The organism is Streptomyces sp. bgisy027 (genome assembly GCF_057710365.1).
In genome coordinates this window covers 40,223-59,418 of the sequence record NZ_JBYIVZ010000032.1, presented here as the reverse complement: position 1 = coordinate 59,418, position 19,196 = coordinate 40,223, and the positions used below count along the sequence as shown (strand labels likewise).

Below are 19,196 nucleotides of genomic sequence, written 5' to 3'. Positions count from 1 at the left end.
TCCTCTTGCAGGTGGCGGGAGTTGGGCAGGTTGACTTCTTCGCCCGCCACTGGAGGTGGCCCCCGTGCGCCCTTTGTACGTACCTGTCCGTCTGGCCGCCACGGTGGTGGCCGTCGCCGCTGCCGCCGGCTGCATGAGTGTGGGCGACGATGCCGGCGGCGGGAACGCGAAGCCGTCGCACTCCGCGGGGCAGCGCGGTGGTGAGGCACCCGACGGGGGTTCGGCCGTGTCCGGGGACGGCTCCGGCTACGGCGCGCACGGCCAGGACGGCAAGCCGGACAAGTCGAAGGACAAGGGCAAGGACGAGAAGAAGGCCGGGAAGTCGGCGTCTCCCGAGGCCTCCCCGTCGGCCGGGGCGAGCGCGTCCGCGCCCGCGGGTGGTGACCGGCCGCCGAAGCCGGGGCAGAGCGAGAAGCCGGGTCCGACGCGGACGGCCGAGCCGTCGCCCACCCGTACGGTGGAACCGGAGCCGACGCCCACCGAGGAGCCGACGACCGCCACGCCGACGCCCACGCAGGCCGAGCCCTCGTCCTCGGCGCACGAGGAGACCGGGCCGCAGCTGGGGCAGCGGGAGCCGGCGCCGGCCGCGGGGTCGCCGGCGTGAGGTTCGGGGGGCGGGGCGATGTCGTCTTGAGTGACGTTGCCTACACCGGCCTCGGTCGGTTTGCCTTGGGGGGATGGGGGTGCGTATGGTGGTAGATCGTTTGATCCCATTTGCCCGGCGCCAACGCAGAGCGCGCCGTGTGGCGCGTACTCTCCCTTGCCGTGGCGGACCGCATTGAGGCGGTCGTAATGCGAATCACGGAGTTGACGGGCGCGTGCCGACGAGACTCCGGAAGGTTTCGCTTACGCATGTCCATTTCCAGTACTGATCACGTCGTCGTGCCCGAGAACGGCGAGAACAACGACGAGACGACCGCCCCCGAGATCACCTTCGCGGACCTCGGTCTGCCCGAGGGCGTCGTGCGCAAGCTCGCGCAGAACGGCGTGACCACCCCCTTCCCGATCCAGGCCGCGACCATCCCGGACGCCCTGGCCGGCAAGGACATCCTGGGCCGCGGTCGCACCGGCTCCGGCAAGACGCTGTCGTTCGGCCTGCCGACGCTGGCCCGCCTCTCCGGCGGCCGCACCGAGAAGCACAAGCCGCGCGCCGTCATCCTCACCCCGACCCGTGAGCTCGCGATGCAGGTCGCGGACGCCCTCCAGCCCTACGGCGACCAGCTCGGCCTGAAGATGAAGGTCGTCTGCGGCGGTACGTCGATGGGCAACCAGATCTACGCCCTGGAGCGCGGCGTCGACGTCCTCGTCGCCACCCCGGGTCGCCTCCGCGACATCATCAACCGCGGCGCCTGCTCCCTCGAGGACGTCGAGGTCGCCGTGCTCGACGAGGCCGACCAGATGTCCGACCTGGGCTTCCTGCCCGAGGTCACCGAGCTGCTCGACCAGGTTCCGGCGGGCGGTCAGCGGATGCTGTTCTCCGCGACCATGGAGAACGAGATCCAGACCCTCGTCGACCGCTACCTGAACGAGCCGGTCAGCCACGAGGTCGACGCCGCCCAGGGCGCGGTGACGACCATGTCGCACCACATCCTGGTCGTGAAGCCCAAGGACAAGGCGCCGGTCACCGCCGCGATCGCCTCCCGCAAGGGCCGCACCATCATCTTCGTCCGCACCCAGCTGGGCGCCGACCGCGTCGCCGAGCAGCTGCGCGACGCAGGCGCGAAGGCCGACGCGCTGCACGGCGGCATGACGCAGGGTGCGCGCACCCGGACGCTGGCCGACTTCAAGGACGGTTACGTCAACGTCCTCGTCGCGACCGACGTCGCGGCGCGCGGCATCCACGTCGACGGCATCGACCTCGTCCTGAACGTGGACCCGGCCGGTGACCACAAGGACTACCTGCACCGCGCCGGGCGTACGGCCCGCGCCGGCCGCACCGGCACGGTCGTCTCGCTCTCCCTCCCGCACCAGCGCCGCCAGATCTTCCGGCTGATGGAGGACGCGGGCGTCGACGCCTCGCGCCACATCATCCAGGGCGGTGCCGCGTTCGACCCGGAGGTCGCCGACATCACCGGCGCCCGTTCGATGACCGAGGTGCAGGCCGAGTCGGCCGGCAACGCCGCTCAGCAGGCCGAGCGCGAGGTCGCCCAGCTCACCAAGCAGCTGGAGCGGGCGCAGCGCCGTGCCGTCGAGCTGCGCGAGGAGTCCGACCGCCTCGTGGCCCGCGCGGCGCGTGAGCGTGGCGAGGACCCGGAGACCGCGGTGGCCGAGGCGCAGGCGGCGGCGGTCGAGTCCGCCGAGACCGTCGAGGTGGCCGTGCCCGAGCAGCCCGCGGCGCAGGACGTCGAGCGGAGCGAGCGTCCGCGCGGCGAGCGCGGTGGCTTCAACCGGGACCGTGAGCGTTCCTTCGACCGTGACCGTGGTGGCCGTTCCTTCGAGCGCCGGGACAACGACCGTGGCGGCTTCCGCCGCGACGACCGCGGTGACCGTGGCTTCGAGCGCCGGGACCGGGACGGCGACCGTGGCGGCTTCCGCCGTGACGACCGCGGTGACCGCGGTGGGCGTTCCTTCGACCGTGACCGTGGCGGCCGTTCCTTCGAGCGTCGCGACAACGACCGTGGCGGCTTCCGCCGTGACGACCGCGGTGAGCGCGGTGGCCGTTCCTTCGACGGCGACCGTGGCGGGCGTTCCTTCGACCGTGACCGTGGTGGCCGTTCCTTCGAGCGCCGGGACAACGACCGTGGCGGCTTCCGCCGCGACGACCGTCCGGCCGGCCGTTCCTACGAGCGCCGTGACGAGCGTGGCGGTCACCGGGGCAGCGACCGTCCCTTCAACCGCGACCGCCGCGACGACCGCCCCGGCTTCCGCGCCGGCGGTCACGACCGCCCCTACGGCCGTCGTGACGACCACCGCGGCGGTGGCTCCTTCGGGCGCCGCGACGACAAGCCGCGCTGGAAGCGCAACGGCTGACGCCTGCTGAGCCGATCCTGAAGGGCCCGTACGACTCCGGTCGTACGGGCCCTTCGCGTGTCGGGGGACGACGGTGCGGCAACCGCGTCCTTTCGACTACGGCCGCCTGAGGGGCGGTTGTCGGGAACACCGCCGGCCGGCGACGGCTGACCTGGGCCGAGTGGTGTGCCGCTGTGGAAGTCCCCGGCCAAGGACCTGTAGTACTTCGGTGCGCGAGGGCTCGTTTCGGCACCCGCGCCACCGCCGACGCGGCCGTGACCCCGATACCCGATCGGAGACACCGCCACGTCCGGCTATGCTCGTGGGGGCAACATCGCCTGGGCCCTTAGCTCAATTGGCAGAGCAGTGGACTTTTAATCCATTGGTTGTGGGTTCGAGTCCCACAGGGCCTACGGCTGGTAGGCGGGGGATATGGCCCCTGACCTGCTACGCAGCGTCCGAGCCGGCGTCAGCTGGCTCGGACGCTGCTTCGTTTCCGGGCTCCTGCGTGAGCGATGCGTGAGCGGGAAGCGCGGCCACCTGCGGCGGTTTTGTGTGAGACCGCCCTCAGCGGATACCCGGCGGGCGTGAGGTACGGCAGTGTGCCCCACGAGTGGGCCGTCTGCCCCGGATGTCTCCATGAGCCTCGGCAGGCGGTGCGCTCCTTACGGGCCTTACGGGTGAGCCCGTCCGGTGCTGCGGGTCGAGTCGGCCGGCGGCGTACGGTGGAGATACCGAGGGCATCACGCACTCCGGCCGTCCTGCCGGGTCGTCCTCGGCGAGAGACGAACCCCGGGCCGTCCGAGCGGCGGTGCGGAGACGGGTCGGCAATCATGCCCGCCGCGATCACAACAACTCCGCACCCTTCCCTGGTCGTTGCGTTTCCCTGCCGAAGGGCGGGGTGATGGCCGTGCAGCGCCTGGACATCCACCGGCGTGACCGGGGGGAGCGGGCCCTCGTCACGCTCGTCGGCGACATCTGGCCGGCCTCGGCGCCCCTGCTGCGGGCCGCGCTGGAGCAGTGCCTGCGCGACGGCATGACCGCCATCGACGTCGATCTCACCACGGTCGGCTCCTGTGACGCCAAGGGCCTGGACGTCTTCCTGACGGCGTCACGGCATGCCGGCCGCGTGCACGCCTGCCTGCACCTGCACCATCCGTGCGCGCAGATCACCCGGCTCCTCGCCTTCACCGGCTCCGCGGCCCTGCTCCGCGATCTGCTGGACACGTCCGCGGCGGGTCCGTCGGCCGGCGGGACGCAGATGTCCGGCGACCGCGCCGGTGCGCCGGTCGTCAAGGACGGGATCCGCCTGCGCAGGCTGACTCGCCGGCAGGTGGAGGGGATGAGCGAGGACATCGCCGACCTGGCCGTGGCCGGGCCCTTCATGCGGGACGACTTCCTGCGGCGGCTTGCCCTCAGCGCCCGACGGCCTGGTTTCGCGCTGCTGGTGGCCGAGACGACGGTGTTGGTGGGGTGCGTCTTCGGGTTTCCGGTGAGTCCCGTCAGCCGGTCCGAGCAGGGGTTGCAGGAGAGCGTCCAACGGCTCACCGGCTGTGCCCGGTTCCTGCTCCTCACTCAGGTCGTGGCGCACCAGCACCCACAGCGCCGCGACATCGGCCGCCGTCTGCAACAGCGTCTGCTGGCCGATGAGCGCACCGAGCTCGGAGTGGCCTTGCTGATTCCTGCCGACCGGGCCGGACAAGCCGCCTACGACTCGTGGGGCTGGCGGAACCACGGGGAGATGGTCGGGCTGCCCGGTCGGGGCGCTCCTTGCGTGCTGACCCTGTTCCGGGAGAGCGGATCTTCGCTGCCTGCGCCTCGGGCCGCCGTTCCAAGCCGGGCGTAGCCTTGAAGACACCGAGAGCATGTCGGGCGCGTGATCAGGACAGCGCCGTTCCCGGCGAGTGGCGAACGAGGGCAGCTCCAGGCCGCCCGGACGGGATCGCACGATGGACTCCCCCACACCGCCCGCAGGAGACCGGCCGCCGAGTGACGCGCACACGTACAGGATGCCGCTGGCCCGGCTGAGGCTCACGCCGGAGGCCAGCGACGGCCCGCTGGACGGAGCGTGGTGGCCGCGTTGCGACGCCCTGGAACTGGAGCTGCCCGCGCTCGTGGGCTCGCTCGACCCCGGCCGTGGCACGGTCACCCGCGTCACGGTCGGCGCTGCGGCCTGGCCTGACGCGCCACTGACCGTGTCGGCGCCGGACCACGTGATCGAGGTCGTCCTGAGCGACGCCACCGCCGAGGAGCATGCCATCACCCTGGACTGCGGCACCCTGGGGCGCTGGGAGCTGCTGGTCGTCCCGCCCGACGAGCCGGCCGGAACCGCCGAACGCCTGCTGACCGCCGCCGCCGATCCGTGGAATCCGCTGTCGGCTCAGCGCACCTTGGCACATGTCGAGGACGGCTTCGGTCGGGAGGGCGCATGGGAACAGCACGGCCCATGATGGAGTGATGGGACGGGTAGTCCTTTCGCCGGCCGACCCCGCCGCCGGTGTCCATGTGGATCACAGCGGGTGAGCGGGATGACGGCCGAACCGGGCACGGACCGCTCCGAGAGCTTCGGGGAAGCGCTTCTGGGGGCGGTTCTCGACCGGGCGCACGAGCTCCCGCCCCACCTCATCGGACCGCTGGTCGCCGACGTCGTGGAGCGGCTGGGGGGCCGCCGTCCGCAGGTGCTGCTCCAGGACTACGGCCAGTTGCTGCTCGTACCTCTGCGCGGTGAGGGTCTCACGGGCGGGGATCCGCAGGACATCGACGCTTCCGTCGCGGGCCGGTGCTTTCTCGACGCCCAGCCCGTCGAGCTGCCCGAGGCCGACGGCGTACGGGTCTACCTGCCGCTGCTGGACGGCGGCGACCAGGTGGGCGTCATGGCCGTGACGCTGGACCGGGTCGATGACGACGACCGGCGGCTGCTGGCCAGGCTCTCCGGCCTGGTTGCCGACCTGCTCGTGACCAAGCACGGCTACTCCGACCTGTTCTTCTCCACCCGCCGCGGTGAGTCGATGAGCGTCGCCGCCGAGATCCAGTGGTCCCTGCTGCCGCCTCTGGCCATGGTCATGCCGCGGGTCGCCGTGGCCGGGATCCTGGAGCCCGCCTACGACGTGGCGGGCGACAGCTTCGACTACGCGCTCAACGGCGACATCCTCCACGTGGCCATGATCGACGCGATGGGGCACGGCCTGGGAGCGGCCACCATGGCCACCGTGGCCATCGGCGCCTACCGTCACGCCCGCCGCCTCGGCACCGGCCTGTCGGAGATCTACGCCGCCATGGACGTCGCCGTGGTACACCAGTTCGGCCCGGACCACTTCGTCACCGCCCAGATGATGCGGCTGGACACGGCCACGGGGCGGATGCACTGGGTCAATGCGGGACACCCGCCACCGATACTCGTGCGCGATCACCGCGTCATGTGTCGGCTGGACGTCCCCACGACCCTCCCGGTCGGCATGGGCGGCGCGGAGCCAGAGGTCGGCGAGCTGGACCTGGAGCGCGGAGACCGCGTCCTCTGCTTCACGGACGGACTGATCGAGGAACACGCCGTGGGCGAGGAGCAGTTCGGTGAGGACCAGCTGATCGACTGGGTGAACCGGCTGGAGAGGACCGGTCGCGGGGTCCGGGCGGTGGCGCGCTCCCTGTCGCACACCCTCAAGCGGGCGCGGGGCGGACACACGACGGACGACGCGACGCTGCTCCTGGTGGAGTGGCGCGGCTGACCGCACCACCGGCCACGACAGGGGTCAGCCGGACGGCCTCTGCCCGCTTCCCGTGTCGATGAGGATCTGCTCCGCCTCGCTGACGTTGCCGGCCAGGACGGCCTGTGCCATCGCCGCGCGGGCGGCCTCGGGCGGCGTGTCCGGTGGGACCACCAGCAGCGAGAAGAGGTCCCGGTCGCCCCGGGTGATCAGGACCGTGTCGTCACCCACCGGGAAGGAGTCCACGTGTACCACGTGGTCGCCGACGACGATCCGGGTCGGCAGCCCCTCCCAGGCCGTGGCATCCAGCCCGACGCGGGTCAGGGGGCCCAGGTGCTCGGTGAGGGCGCTCAGCAGCGCGGGCAGCTCGGCACCGATGTCGCGCGACCGCGGCCACCACGCCCCGTCGAGGACGCCTTCGCGCGATGCCGTCGTCTCCAGCCGGAGCAGTGCACTCCCCGGCCGCACGGCATGGTGCACACCGCTCGGCAGGTGCCTGGAACCAGGGGATGTGTCGGAGCCGGTCATGGAGGACCACCTGTCCGGGATCCGGTGCGAACACGGGATCCGCCTCGCTTCTGACCACGCTACTCCCCATCACCGCGAGCATCGGCGTCGCCGGGAATCGCCGGGACGCCCGCATACAGCGAGGGGAAGCCGCATGAGGGGCTGCGCGGCGGGGCACCCGGGCGGCGGAGGCTCTGAGCGAGGCCGCAAGGCCGACTGCCTGTCGGCATCAGCAGCCTCGGATACCAGCCTGAGAGCGCCAGCCATGACGACACTCCGTGAACGCAAGACCTACCGCAAGGCCGTCCTCCGGCAACTCTACGGAGCCATGGAACGCAACCGACCTGAGGGCAGCGGGGCGGCACTGCGCGAGGCGCTCCGGCTGCCCGACGACGACCTGTCCGCAGCCTGCGCCTACCTGGCCGACGAGGGCCTGATCACCGTCGAGTGGACGTTGCACAAGACGCCCGCCACCGTCTCACTGTCCCATGAGGGCATCCGTTACATGGAGGAGGAAGAGGAGTGGGGTGATCCCAGGCCGAGTGAGTGACGCGGCTCCACGCCCGGTCGCTGCTTTTCGGGCCGGGACTTCAATCCCCGTGTGATGCCTGGGCGGATGTGCCGGTGGCCTGCGGATCGAACGCTGCCGGGGCGGACGGTTCGGCGGCTGCCGGACGAGACCGCGGGATCAGCTTCGCTGCCTTCTCAGCGATTTCGCGGTCGAGCTCCGGGAGCAGGCTCGTGTACGTGTCCGAGGTCAGCGTGATGGTGGAGTGCCGGAGGGTCTCCTTCACCGTGTGGATGTCGCCGCCGCCTCCGTGCGTGAGCGTCGCGGCCACGTGGCGCAGGTCCCGCAGGGTGATGGGGGGCAGGTCGGTCGTGGCGAGGATACGGCGGAAGGTCTCCGACACCGTCTCGGGGTGGAGCCAGGAGCCGTCCTCCTTCGTGAAGACCTTGCCCGTGTCCTGCCAGGCGCCGCCCCAGTCCGCACGCTCCTTGTCCTGGCGGGCCTTGTGGTCGCGCAGCACGGCGATGTTCATGCTGTCGAGCGCGATCGTGTTCGCGCTGCCGTCTGTCTTCGGCTCGGACTCGTAGAGGTCCCAGCCGTCCACCACGATCTCCTTGGCCGGAGTGATGAGGCCGGCGCCGAGATCGATCTCGTGCCAGTCCTGGCCGACCGCCTCGCCGCGACGGAGGCCGCGGGTGCCCATCAGGTGGAAGACCGCGTACAGCCGGTCACCCTCGGCGGCGTCCAGGAAGGCGCCGAACTGCTGCGGGGTCCAGACCATGACCGCGCCGGGGATCTCGCCCGTCTCGCGCCAGCGTCGGACCCGCTCCTCGGTCCAGAGGAGGGGCTTGGGGCGCCTGCCGGACTCCAGCTCGACGTGGGAGGCCGGGTTGAAGATGATCAGCTGTTGGGCGATCGCGGAATTCAGCGCCGCGCGCAGGGTGCGGCGGATCGCCTGCCGGGTGGCCGGGCCGGTGATCTTCCGGAACGGCTTCATCTCCGCCAGCCTGGCCCGTTCGGCTGCGAGCAGCTTCCGCTCGGCTCCCACGGGTCGTCCGGGCTTGCTCGGCTTGCAGCGGGCGATCTGCTCGCGGCGGGCTTCGTTCTCGGCCGCGATGACCTCGTTGTCGTCGGCAATCCCGTCGAACATCTCCACCAGGTGGCCGACGTTGAGGCGGTCGAGGCGTACGTGCCCGATGCGCGGCTTCAGGTGGACGCGGATGTGGGAGGCGTAGCCGTTGAGCGTGGTCTTGCGGCGCTTCTTCGCGGCGAACCACTGGTCGAGCCACTCGCCGACGGTGAGACTGCCACGGAGGGCCAGGCCCGCCCTGAGGCGGCGTCGGGTCTCCTCGATGGCGGGCAGCGGGGCCTTCTCTGCGGCGACCTCCTCCAGCAGGGCGACGAGGCGCTGGAGGCTGTCGGGGTCATCCTTGTCCGCCAGGGCGAGAAGAGCGCGGACGTGGTCGAGGTCGGCCTGAGCCGTCTTCAGGGAGTCGTAGCCGGCGCGGTTGAAGGAGCGGCGGGTGCCGTCTTCGCGGGGTGGGAGTTCCTGGCGTATGGAGTACGAGCCGTGCTTGCGGCTGGAGAGTTTCGGGCACTTCTTGCCGAGCGGCTTGCCGGTGTGGGGGTCGCGGCAGTAGCAGCGGCGGTGGGTGGAACCCTTCAAAGATCGTTTTCCTCGGTGGTGTCGGGGTCGGTTTCGGGTGGGTCGACGTCGGCGAGTTCCGGCGGCAGGGTCGGTGGCGTGCCGCCGTCTTCGCGGATGAAGGCACGGGCGCTGCGGAGCCGGTACTTGGCTTCCAACGCCCTCTCTGCGTAGTCGGCTTGGGCGAGTACGGCTTCCTCGCGTTCGGCCTGGTTGGGTGCTGTCTCGGCTTTCCAGCGCTCGTGCTTCTCGCCCTTCAGAGCGGCCAGGGCGGCGCGCTGGTGGCGGACGTGTGCGCGGAAGGAGCGGAGCATGTCGTCTTCCATGCCGAAGTCCTCGATGTCGCCGGTGAACCAGCGCATGGCGTCCCATGTCGGGTCGGAGTGCTGCAGGGGAAGGCGCTGGACTCGGTCGACGTAGCCGACGGGGTAGAGCAGGCAGATCGGGTAGGTCCGCAGGGCTTCGGCGAGGACGAGGACGTCGACCAGGGGCAGGTTGGCGCGGCGGCCGGACTCCATGTTGGCGATCACGTTGCGGGGGATCGGGTGGCCGATTTCCTCGCAGCGGTCGGCCAGGTCCTGGGCGCTCATGCGCAGCTCCTTCCTCCGTCTGCGGACCTCGGCGGCCACCGTGGCCATCACTTGGTCCACCCACTCCGGGACGTCGTCCTCGTCCCTGTCCCTTCCAGCATCCAAACGGCGTTGTGTCATACAGACACATTAACTTGCCTACCGTTGATTCCATGGCCTGGAGACGAGCGCGATCGCCGTGTTCGCCGAGGGCTCAGTCATGGATGGAGCGCGCATGCGCGAGAACGAACTCGTCGGCCGGGTGAAGGGCATGAGTCGCGAGGAGCTGCTGGAGCTTCCCGCCGCCGTTGACCTGGAGACAGGTAACCGGGCGCTGGGGCTCGGGCGGAGCAAGGGGTACGAGCTGGCGAAGCGCGGCCAGTACCCCTGCAGGGTGCTGCGGCTGGGCAGCGCCTACCGGGTGGTGACCGCAGACCTCCTGGCCCTGCTGGGCCTGGCCGCATGACAGCCGGGAACCGTAGCAGGCCATTCTGCGCTGAGCTGACACAGAAACCCTGGACTGTTGCCAGGCGTGGACGTACGGTCCGTGTTCCCTCGCGATGGCCTGGCGCCTGCGAGAAGAGGGTGAGCCCCCGGCGGTGCAACGCCGGAGGCCCGAGCAACCCCGAACGGCCCTGGAAGAACCAACCCGGCGGCAAGGGCGTGCCAGCCCGCCACCGCCAGACGAGGAGCTGCCGAGTGCAACCCGAGAACCCCGAGCCCTATTCCGCCCCCGCACAGGCCATCTGGCCCGCAGCGGCCATCCCCGGCCGACCCGGTGCCCACCTGCGCGCCGCGCAGGCTGAAGACGCCAATCCGGACGTGAGCGACGATGCGCGCGCCCGCAGCGCTGACGAAGCGGACACTCCGAGCGGCCTGGAGGCGATACCCGATGCGGAGCCGACACTCGGCTCGGAGCTGCTGGACGAACTGCGCGGGCAGATCACCCAGTTCGTGATCCCGCCCTCGCCCGAGGCTCTGGACGCGATCACCTTGTGGGTGGCAGCGACGCACCTGCAACCCGCGTGGCAGCACGCCCCGCGCCTGGCGGTGGTGGGCCCGGCGAAGCGGTGCGGCAAGTCGCGGCTGCTGGACGTGCTGACCGAGACGGTCCACGAACCGATGCTCACCATCAACACCACACCGGCGGCGATCTTCCGGTCAATCACCGAGGAGGAGCCACCGACGCTGCTGGTGGACGAGGCGGACACCATCTTCGGCCCGAAGGTGGCGGAGAAGAACGAGGAGACGCGTGGCCTGCTCAACGCCGGTCACCAGCGGGGACGGTATGTGACCCGGGTCGTCGGCAACGACCACACCCCGCACAAGTTCGCCACCTTCGCCATGGCGGCCATCGCGGGGATCGGCGATCTGCCGGACACGGTCATGGACCGGTCGGTGGTGATCCGGATGAGGCGCAGGGCCGAGGGCGAGAAGGTCAAGCCCTTCCGCTCGCGGCGCGACATCCCGGCCCTGCATGATCTGCGCGACCGCATCCACGCGTGGGCCCGGCCACTGCTGGAGGAGGCCGCGGACCTGGAGCCGGAGATGCCGATCGAGGACCGTGCCGCCGACACGTGGGAGCCCCTGGTCATCGTCGCCGACCTGGCCGGCGGGCACTGGCCCCGGCTGGCGCGCCTCGCGTGTGCGCGGATGGTCGCCGCCGAAGTGGCGGCCGAGGAGGACCACCCGAGCGGGGCGCGGATCCTCGCCGACATCCGCCGGGTCTTCTACGCCCAGCGCGAGGCGGACAGCCTGTCCACCGAGGAACTCCTCCACCACCTGCGCCAGGACGCGGAGGCTCCGTGGGCGGAGTGGGGGCGGGGCGGGCTGACCGCCCGTGAACTGGGCAGGCTGCTGCGCGAGTTCGGGATCAAGCCCGGCAACGTGCGCATGGCCGACCGGACACAGCGCAAGGGCTACATGCGCAACAAGTTCCTGGACACCTGGCGCCGGTACTGCCCCACCGTCCACCCCGTCGACGCCGACCCCGCTCGCGGCGAGGGCTGAGCCCCGCCCCCTGGTTGCCGTACCTGCCGTCCCTGCCGTGATCTCGCAGGTCACACGGCCTACAGGCAAGACGGCAACCGGGGCCAAGACGGGAACGCGATCATCAGTCGCACCCCTCCCGCCAAGACGCCGCCCTTATCCGTCTCGTGCCGTCCGCCGCCGTCCTGCCGTATCGCCGCAGGTCACAGCCCTGCCCGCCGGGACGGAAGACGCGACGCCACCGTCCCGGCCCGGGGGCACGGCCAGACCGGCACCAGGTTCGGCTGGATGTCCCGCGCGTGTTCCGACTCGGAACGCAACGTCGGCAGTACCTGCCGGGACGGAGGGCCGAGGCGGTTGCCGTACCAGCTGTGACCTGCGCCTGCAACGGCCAAGACGGCAAAGACGCACCACACCACTACCCCAGGAGTGCCCCGCTTGAGGATCCCTCGCATGTCCCGTCGCCGACACCGCCCGCCGCGCGGAGACCGGCCCGGTCAGGAGCAGCCGGCGAAGACGAAGCTCACCGCGGAGCAGTACGTGCTCCGCGCGGCCGGCGTCGTCATCGTGGCCCTTACCGCCGGTGCGTTCTGGCTCTCCTACGCCCACTTGGCCGAGGTCGCCGCCCAGCACGGACTCCGCGATTCGCCGACCCGCCGATGGGCGTGGCCCGCGACGCTGGACGCGTTCATCGTCGCGGGCGAGCTGCTCATGCTTCGTGCGGGCCTGCGCCAGGTCACCGACCTGTGGGCCATCGGCGTGACGGCCATCGGATCGGTCGGCTCCATCGGGCTCAACGTGGCCGGGGTGACCGGTACGCGCGAAGTCGGCAGTGTCCCGTTGCTCGACTACGTGGTCGCCGCGGTTCCCCCGGCCGCCGCGATGGTGGCCTTCGGCGTGCTGATGCGGCAGATCCACGAGCACGTCGTGCAGCCTGACGCCGATCATCCGGCCCTCGATTCAGCGCAGGCGCCGGAACCACCGGCCACCACATCCGTCCAGCCCACCGAGCCGTTGACCACCACGGTCGGTCAGTCCGGCGAGGCTCCCCCGGTCACGCGCGTCGGGCCTGCCGATCTGCTGGTTGAACCCGGCCCGGCCGCTGAGCCCTCGGCCGCCGTATCCGTCCCGTCGCCGGAATCGTCCGCCTCCGCTGCCGCAGGCAAGTCGCGCGGTGGCCGTCCGCCCGGCGCCCCGCTTGAGGTACTCGTGGAGATCGGCCGGGCTGCTGCCGCTGAGCAGGGCAAGCTCACCCGGGCCGTCGTCCGAACGGCGGTTGAGGACAAAGGGCTAACAGTCGGCAGTGAGCGGCTGACCGAGGTGATGGACATCCTCCGGGCCGAACTAGAACCCTCCGCCGAGACCCATCGGCCCAGCGGCTGAACGGAACCGCTGCCGGGTGACCGGAACCCTTCCGGTCACCCGGCCCGCCGGTCACCGCCCTCACGTAACGCGCGATCATCCACACCTGTGGATGAGGTGGTAACCGTCCGAACTCCATCCGATCTTCGCGGTGATCCGCATGCCCTCCCCACCCCTCTCCGGAGAACCGTCCATGAAGCACGACCCGTTCCACCCCGACAACGCTTCCGACGAGCCGATGCCGCTGACGAAGTCCCCTACGCTGATGGACCGTTGGCGCCGCGCGTTCGGGCGGGCTGCCCCGGGCGGAGCCAGTAGTACCCCGAGTCCGACTCAAGGCCGGATCTCGGGTACCTCCGCCCCGGGGGTGGCGGAGGAGGCCCAGCGCCAGGGGGCGCCGGGCCAGGAGGTCGGGGCCGAGGACGGCCCTGACCCGGACACGCTCCACGCCGTCCAGCACGCCATCCTCCGCCCCGTACGCGAAGACAGCGCTGCCGCCGGCGAGCCCACCGTGAAGAGCGCGCAGCCCACGATCCGCCGCTACACGGGTGACAAGCGCACGGAACGCGTTGGCCCCCTGCAGTTCCGCACCGACGAGCGTGCACGCCTCCGGGAGACCACCGCCGAGCACGGCTACAAGGGAGAGGCCGGGTTCTGCGCCGACGTCGTCGTCGCCTTCCTCGACGGCCGCTTCACCGCGAACCTGCCCCTGTCCGAGGACCGCCGCCGCACCCACATGTTCCGCGCCCAGGTGCTGCGCCAGCTCAACCGGATCGGCGTCAACGTCAACCAGATCGCCCGAGCGCTCAACAGCGACCTCACCCCACCCGACATACGCCAGAGGCTCGACGAACTTGACCACCTGCTGACCTTGATCGCCGAGGCTCTGCGCGAGCCCGCCGACCCGACAGAGGACCTGGCCGCGTGATCGCCGCCATCAAAGCCACGGGGACCAAGACCCGCGGTCTGCTCGCCTACCTCTATGGACCTGGTCGGCACGACGAGCACCTCGATCCGCACATCGTGGCCGCCTTCGCGATGCTCGCCATGCCCGATCCTGGCCGCAGTGAGAACGCCACCCTGACCGAACTCGGCCACTACCTCGACGAACCCGTAAGGCTGCGCAACAGTGAGTTCGGCCAGCAGGTCACCGACCACGTCTGGCACTGCGCCGTCCGCGCCGCACCCGAGGACCGCTACCTGTCCGACGCCGAGTGGGGCGAGATCGCCCAGCGCATCGTGATCGCGGCCGGCATCGCGCCCGAAGGTGACGACCTGGCCTGCCGCTGGATCGCCGTACGCCACGCCGACGACCACATCCACATCCTCGCCACCACCGTTCGCGAGGACGGACGCCGCCCCAAACTCCACGACAGCGGCCTGCGCGTCGGTGACGCCTGCCGCGAGATCGAAAAGGACTACGGGCTCAGGCAGTTGAAGAAGGGCGACCGCACCGGCACGCGCCGGCCCACCCAGGCCGAGATGCACAAGGCACAGCGGCTGGGCTGGGACCAGACCAGCCCCGAGTGGCTCGAAGACCGCATCCGTGCTGCCATCCCGCACGTGGCCGACGCCGAGGAATTCATCGCCTACCTCGAAGCCGACGGCATCCCCGTCAAGGCCAGGCGCGGCCCGTCGGGTGATCTCCTCGGCTACGCCGTCGGTCGTCCCGGCGACCTCAGCAGCCAAGGCGAGCAGATCTTCCACCCCGGCAAGAAGATCGCCCCAGACCTCACCCTGCCCAAAATCAAGGCCCGCCTGGAAAGCGCCGTGCCGGAGGAACACCCCACCGCCCGCCGCAACCGCCCCACCACCCCCTGGCACCAAGCCACCGAGGCCCTAGACATCCTCCACACCGACCTCGCCGACGACACCCGCGCCCAGGCCCACATAACCGCCCTCGGTGAACTCCTTGAAGCCACCGCCCAGAAGGCGCCCGCCCACCTGCGTGCCGAACTCCAGGCCGCCTCCAAGGCGTTCGCACGAGCCCAGCGCTCCCAGATCCGGGCCGAGGACCGCACCGCCTACGCCTTGCGCAGTGCGGCCCGCGACATCGTCCACACCGCGACGGGCCCCGACGGCAGCGTTGTGGCCGCCCTGATGGCGGCTCTTGTCTGGGCCGTGATCGTCGCCGCCCGTTGGCACGAGGCCAAGGGCCACGCCCAGCAAACTGAAGCCGCGCGCCAGGCCGTTCAGCATCTGAAGAGCGTTGCCGACCATGCCATCGCCCCGGTGCTCGTCGAGCTCGAAGCCCGCCCGCCCAGGGAGCAGGCCCGCCTCACCCTGGCTGGCGACGTGCGCGCCGCCGTGCCGGACCAGGCCGAGCGGATACTCGCCGATCCCGCCTGGCCAGCGCTCGCCACCGTCCTCGCCGACGCCGAAGCCCGTGGGCACCAACCCCACCAACTCCTCAAGGAGGCCACCGCCCAGCGCGAACTGGACACTGCCCGTCAGCCCGCCCGCGTCCTGATCACCCGCATCCAGCACACCGGCCGCAACCCCGTACCCAACCGCCGTGCCGAAGCCGCCCGCAGCCGCACCACTATGACGGCTTCGATCCGCGTTCGGCAGATCCATGACAGTCAGCTTCCATCTGCCACCCCGACACCTGCGGAACAGCAGCACGGGCAGCGCCGATAGACACCGTCAGAACCGCAGGAGTTGCGTTCCTCCGGGCCCGGAGGAACGTGCGAGGCTTTCCCGGATCACGCTGTCGCTGGCGCGCAGAGCCGCCGTCAGTTCTCGTCGCAGCGGGTCCGGGAGGATCCTTGCGTCGAGGGCGCAGGCGCGCACCAGCGCGCGACAGTCCTGCACTTGCCGGTCCGTGGCGATCTCGGTGAACAGGGGATGAGCCAAGTTCTCGCGGGCCGCGTAGCCGTCCTCGGCGTCCGTCGTCCTGCGGTGGAGGTCCTCGACGATGCGGTGCGCGGCGAGCGCCTCGGCGGACCCGATCGCGTCGAGGACTGTAAGTCCGAGCCGGGTGTCGAAGACGGTCATACCGGGTTCGGTTTTCCGTCCGGAGCAGGCCGTCACCAGGTCCGTCAGGTGGTGGTCCATCGGCTGCCCGGCGTCGCGCCGAGATAGAACGGTTAGGCATGCCGTGACGGCTTGTTCCCATGGGTCGCCGGGCCTCGTGTCGGCAAGGAGCACAGCGGCCCACGCGGTGTCGCCCGAAACGAGGGCGGCGAGTACGGCGACCTGCCGACCGTCGAGCATCCGCTTTCCGATTCCTTGGTGGGCTTCGATGTGCGCAAGTGCCTCGGCCCATCGCCCCTCGGCGGTGAGGGTGCGCGTGCCGTCTGCGAGGAGGACGCGCCACAGCCATGCGCGAACCTGCTGGCGGTCTTCGCCGGTCGCAGTGAGGTCCGCGGGTACGTTGACGCCCTCGAACCGGGCGGCCGTGCCCGTCTCGACGGCCCTGTACAGGTCGAGCAGTCGCTGACGGCCCTCATCGGCGTGGCCGGCGCGGATCTGGAGGCGGGCGAGGTTGATGACCGGTTCCAGTCCTCGGATCGCGCTCATGCCGGGCAGGGGGCAGGCGTGGAGGTAGGCGGCGGCGTGCTGGTGGCACATCTCGCGGGCGAGATCGGGGAGATCAAGGTCGGAGGCGATGAGCGCGGCCTGGTTGTAGACGGCCGATGCGAGCCCCTGATCGGCCTGTTTCACTGCGGTGTCAGCCAGGTCGACGAGCGCGCGTACCCGTTTGGGGAGGGGCAGGCAAGCGGGGCGGAATCGGGCGACGAGCGGGAAGTGCTGGGCTATGGGGCCGTGCGGGTCCATGGATCCCCCGGGTCGAGAGTGACGACTACTGAGGCGACGGTGCCCGCCAGCTGTGTGCCGACGGGCACCATCCGCTACGCGTGGGGCGTCATCGCCAGTCGACGACGACGCGGTTCAGCGGCGTATCGAGGGCGAAGAGGCCGGGACGCTGCTCGATGGCGGGGGTGTCCGGGGGCTGGAGCTCGAACGTGGCCTCGCGGTCGCGGTACTCGCGTTCCCAGGTGCGGATGGCGTCGGCGACCTTCGCGGCCAGTTCATCGCTGCCGGGGCCGTGGCCGATGACGCCGAACTCCCAGAGCTTGTCGCCCTCGGGGGTCTTCTCCTTGGACACGCGCCGGGCGAGATAGGTGACGGCACCCTTGTCGACAGCCGCGGTGGAGGAGGGGTAGGGGTCCTCGGTGAGCAGGGTGCCCTTGGCGCTGCGGGGGAACAGCATCCGGATCAGACCGGAGGGCAGGGAGCAGGTGACGAACAGTTCCATCCACTCCGGCGACTCCATGGCGCGGACCGTCATGCCGGTCCACTCCTCGGTGCGCGGCTGGTCGAGTACGCCTGCGAGGGCATCGGCGTCGATGCTGAGCCCGGCGGGGGCCTGGAGTCGTACGGCGCCGTCCGTACTGAGCGGGATCACTCGGCGGTCGTCGTCGGCGATGCCCCTCCGAAGCGGCATGAAGGTGTTCATCTCGCTGCCGAGGGACACCCACCGGCCGTCACGCTGCTCGTAGGCGATGGAGCGGGACACCGTGCCCTTGAGGCGCTGGGGGACGAGGAGCCGGCCGCCGGGGGCGAGCTGCTGCAGCCAGGCGTGCGGTACGCCGTGGGCGCCGACGGTGGCGATGATTCGGTCGTACGGTGCTCCTTCGGCGTAGCCGAGAGCCCCGTCGCGGGTCACGGCCTGGACGTTGGTGATTCCCGCGCTGGCGAGGTGGGCGCGGGCGCCTTCCACGAGGTCGTCGTCAACGTCGAGGGTGGTCACGTGCCCGCCCTCGCCGACCAGGTGGGCGAGGAGACCGGCGTTGTAGCCGGTGCCGGCGCCGAGTTCGAGGATGCGTTCGCCGGGCTGGGCTTCGAGCTGGTCCAGCATGAGGGCGACGACGCCCGGTTGGGAGGCGCAGGAGATGGACGTGCCGTCGGTGTCGTACTTGATGTGCACAGGTGCGTTGGCGTAGGCGTCTTCGAGCGTCGCCTCGGGCACGAACACGTGGCGGGGCACGGTCCGCAACGCGGTTTCGACGGCGGGCGTGCGGGCGTGTCCGTCCGCGCGGAGCTGGTCGACCAGGGCGTTGCGGAGGCGTTCGGCGTCCGCTGTGGGGGTGGTGATCGTGTCGGTTTTCACCGCGCTGACGCTATCCATGTCGGCCGTTGCCTCGGTGGGCGACTCGGTGTGGTCACTCGTTCCCATGACTACCTCTCGTGCGATGTGGGACAGGGCGCTCTGGTCGTCCCGGAGGAGACCGGCGCGGTTGGCATGGAAGATCACGTGGTGGGCGATGACGGCTCGCAGGCCGCGGGTGAGGGTGCCGCGGGCTGCAAGGTCGGCGAGCCTGGCGCCGGTCCGTTCGAAGGCGGCCACCCATTCCTCGTGAGCGTGGAGTGGGCCGCCCAGGCGGCTGAGGCTGTGTGCGTCGGCGGTCATGAGTTTCCGCATGGCCGGGGCCAGTTCGGCGGCTCGTTCGGGGGGTGGAGCGGTGGTCGGTCGAAGGGCCGCGACCTTCGCCCATACGTCGCCCTGTTCGAACCAGTCGAGCCCAGCGCCGCGCATCATGGCGCTCGCCAGCAGGACGGCGGTCTCTCGGCGTCCCAAGTGCATCGGGCTCGGCTGGTAGGTGAGCAGGTGGCGGGAGTCGCTGTGGAACAGTTCGTGGGCTGCGTCCATGGCCTCGGGTCCGCCGAATGCGTCGACCTCGGGCTCGTAGATGCTGGGCAGGCACGATACGGCCACACCGTTGCCGATGAAATCGCTCAGGAGCGGCTCGATGGCTGGTGAGGGCTTGTCGGCGAGGTAACGAAGCGGCCAGGGCTGCTTGTTCATGAACCACCAGCCGGTGATCTGCCCGTCGGCCTCGGCCTCGATCAGGGCGGGGCCGAGGCGTTCGGCGATGGTGCGCCGCGCAATCTCGCGGTCGACGAAGGTGATGTTGTGCTGCTGCCAGCGGTCGGGAGGCATAGAGGTCCTTCGGTCGGTG

At 70.8% G+C, this 19,196-nt stretch carries 16 protein-coding genes and 1 tRNA gene; 12 read left to right on the top strand and 5 right to left on the bottom strand.

The window, feature by feature from the left end; all coding sequences use genetic code 11:
• The first annotated feature begins 64 nt into the window (after positions 1–64).
• From AC3ETA_RS29420 to AC3ETA_RS29395, 6 genes are all read left to right on the top strand, one after another.
• Positions 65–604, top strand: a complete 540-nt coding sequence (locus tag AC3ETA_RS29420) for a hypothetical protein (protein ID WP_432195920.1) — start codon at positions 65–67, stop codon at positions 602–604.
• Positions 605–852: 248 nt separating this feature from the next.
• Entirely contained in the window at positions 853–2,970 is a 2,118-nt protein-coding gene (locus AC3ETA_RS29415) for a DEAD/DEAH box helicase (RefSeq protein WP_432195919.1), read from the top strand.
• 319 nt (positions 2,971–3,289) lie between these two features.
• A tRNA-Lys gene (locus AC3ETA_RS29410) sits at positions 3,290–3,362 on the top strand.
• Between the two features lie 491 nt (positions 3,363–3,853).
• Entirely contained in the window at positions 3,854–4,795 is a 942-nt protein-coding gene (locus AC3ETA_RS29405) for an STAS domain-containing protein (protein WP_432195918.1), read from the top strand.
• A 103-nt stretch (positions 4,796–4,898) separates the two neighbouring features.
• Positions 4,899–5,399: a DUF5994 family protein gene (locus AC3ETA_RS29400; protein WP_432195917.1), complete on the top strand. Its 501-nt coding sequence runs from the start codon at positions 4,899–4,901 to the stop codon at positions 5,397–5,399.
• 78 nt (positions 5,400–5,477) lie between these two features.
• Positions 5,478–6,671, top strand: coding sequence for a PP2C family protein-serine/threonine phosphatase (locus AC3ETA_RS29395; protein WP_432195916.1), 1,194 nt, complete (start codon positions 5,478–5,480; stop codon positions 6,669–6,671).
• Positions 6,672–6,695: 24 nt separating this feature from the next.
• Here AC3ETA_RS29395 and AC3ETA_RS29390 read toward each other — a convergent pair whose 3' ends face one another.
• A complete protein-coding gene (locus AC3ETA_RS29390; protein WP_150944920.1) occupies positions 6,696–7,178 on the bottom strand; it encodes a DUF5994 family protein in 483 nt (160 codons plus the stop codon).
• 244 nt (positions 7,179–7,422) lie between these two features.
• On the opposite strand from AC3ETA_RS29390, the gene AC3ETA_RS29385 reads away from it, so the two are divergent.
• Positions 7,423–7,707 carry a hypothetical protein gene (locus tag AC3ETA_RS29385; RefSeq protein ID WP_432195915.1) on the top strand — a complete coding sequence of 95 codons (285 nt, stop codon included), beginning with the start codon at positions 7,423–7,425 and terminating at the stop codon, positions 7,705–7,707.
• 40 nt (positions 7,708–7,747) lie between these two features.
• Here AC3ETA_RS29385 and AC3ETA_RS29380 read toward each other — a convergent pair whose 3' ends face one another.
• Positions 7,748–9,331, bottom strand: coding sequence for a site-specific integrase (locus tag AC3ETA_RS29380; RefSeq protein WP_150944916.1), 1,584 nt, complete (start codon positions 9,329–9,331; stop codon positions 7,748–7,750).
• Positions 9,328–10,020: a helix-turn-helix domain-containing protein gene (locus AC3ETA_RS29375; RefSeq protein WP_150944913.1), complete on the bottom strand. Its 693-nt coding sequence runs from the start codon at positions 10,018–10,020 to the stop codon at positions 9,328–9,330. Before AC3ETA_RS29375 ends, AC3ETA_RS29380 begins: the two co-directional genes overlap by 4 nt.
• 94 nt (positions 10,021–10,114) lie before the next feature.
• On the opposite strand from AC3ETA_RS29375, the gene AC3ETA_RS29370 reads away from it, so the two are divergent.
• The 5 genes from AC3ETA_RS29370 (at position 10,115) to AC3ETA_RS29350 (ending at position 15,870) form a co-directional block, all read left to right on the top strand.
• Positions 10,115–10,345, top strand: coding sequence for a hypothetical protein (locus tag AC3ETA_RS29370; RefSeq protein WP_432195914.1), 231 nt, complete (start codon positions 10,115–10,117; stop codon positions 10,343–10,345).
• 233 nt (positions 10,346–10,578) lie between these two features.
• The gene (locus tag AC3ETA_RS29365; RefSeq protein ID WP_432195913.1) at positions 10,579–11,889 is read left to right on the top strand and encodes a DUF3631 domain-containing protein; all 1,311 of its coding nucleotides are present in this window, start codon (positions 10,579–10,581) and stop codon (positions 11,887–11,889) included.
• A 432-nt stretch (positions 11,890–12,321) separates the two neighbouring features.
• On the top strand, positions 12,322–13,251 hold the full coding sequence (locus tag AC3ETA_RS29360) for a DUF2637 domain-containing protein (RefSeq protein WP_432195912.1): 930 nt from the start codon (positions 12,322–12,324) through the stop codon (positions 13,249–13,251).
• Positions 13,252–13,423: 172 nt separating this feature from the next.
• Complete coding sequence (locus AC3ETA_RS29355) at positions 13,424–14,158, top strand: MobC family plasmid mobilization relaxosome protein (RefSeq protein ID WP_432195911.1); 735 nt, start codon at positions 13,424–13,426, stop codon at positions 14,156–14,158.
• On the top strand, positions 14,155–15,870 hold the full coding sequence (locus tag AC3ETA_RS29350; protein WP_432195910.1) for a relaxase/mobilization nuclease domain-containing protein: 1,716 nt from the start codon (positions 14,155–14,157) through the stop codon (positions 15,868–15,870). Before AC3ETA_RS29355 ends, AC3ETA_RS29350 begins: the two co-directional genes overlap by 4 nt.
• 6 nt (positions 15,871–15,876) lie before the next feature.
• Here the strand turns inward: AC3ETA_RS29350 and AC3ETA_RS29345 are convergent, their stop codons facing one another.
• Positions 15,877–17,010, bottom strand: coding sequence for a hypothetical protein (locus AC3ETA_RS29345; RefSeq protein WP_432195909.1), 1,134 nt, complete (start codon positions 17,008–17,010; stop codon positions 15,877–15,879).
• An 88-nt stretch (positions 17,011–17,098) separates the two neighbouring features.
• Positions 17,099–19,177: a methyltransferase, FxLD system gene (fxlM, locus tag AC3ETA_RS29340; RefSeq protein ID WP_432195908.1), complete on the bottom strand. Its 2,079-nt coding sequence runs from the start codon at positions 19,175–19,177 to the stop codon at positions 17,099–17,101.
• Between the last annotated feature and the right edge of the window lie 19 nt (positions 19,178–19,196).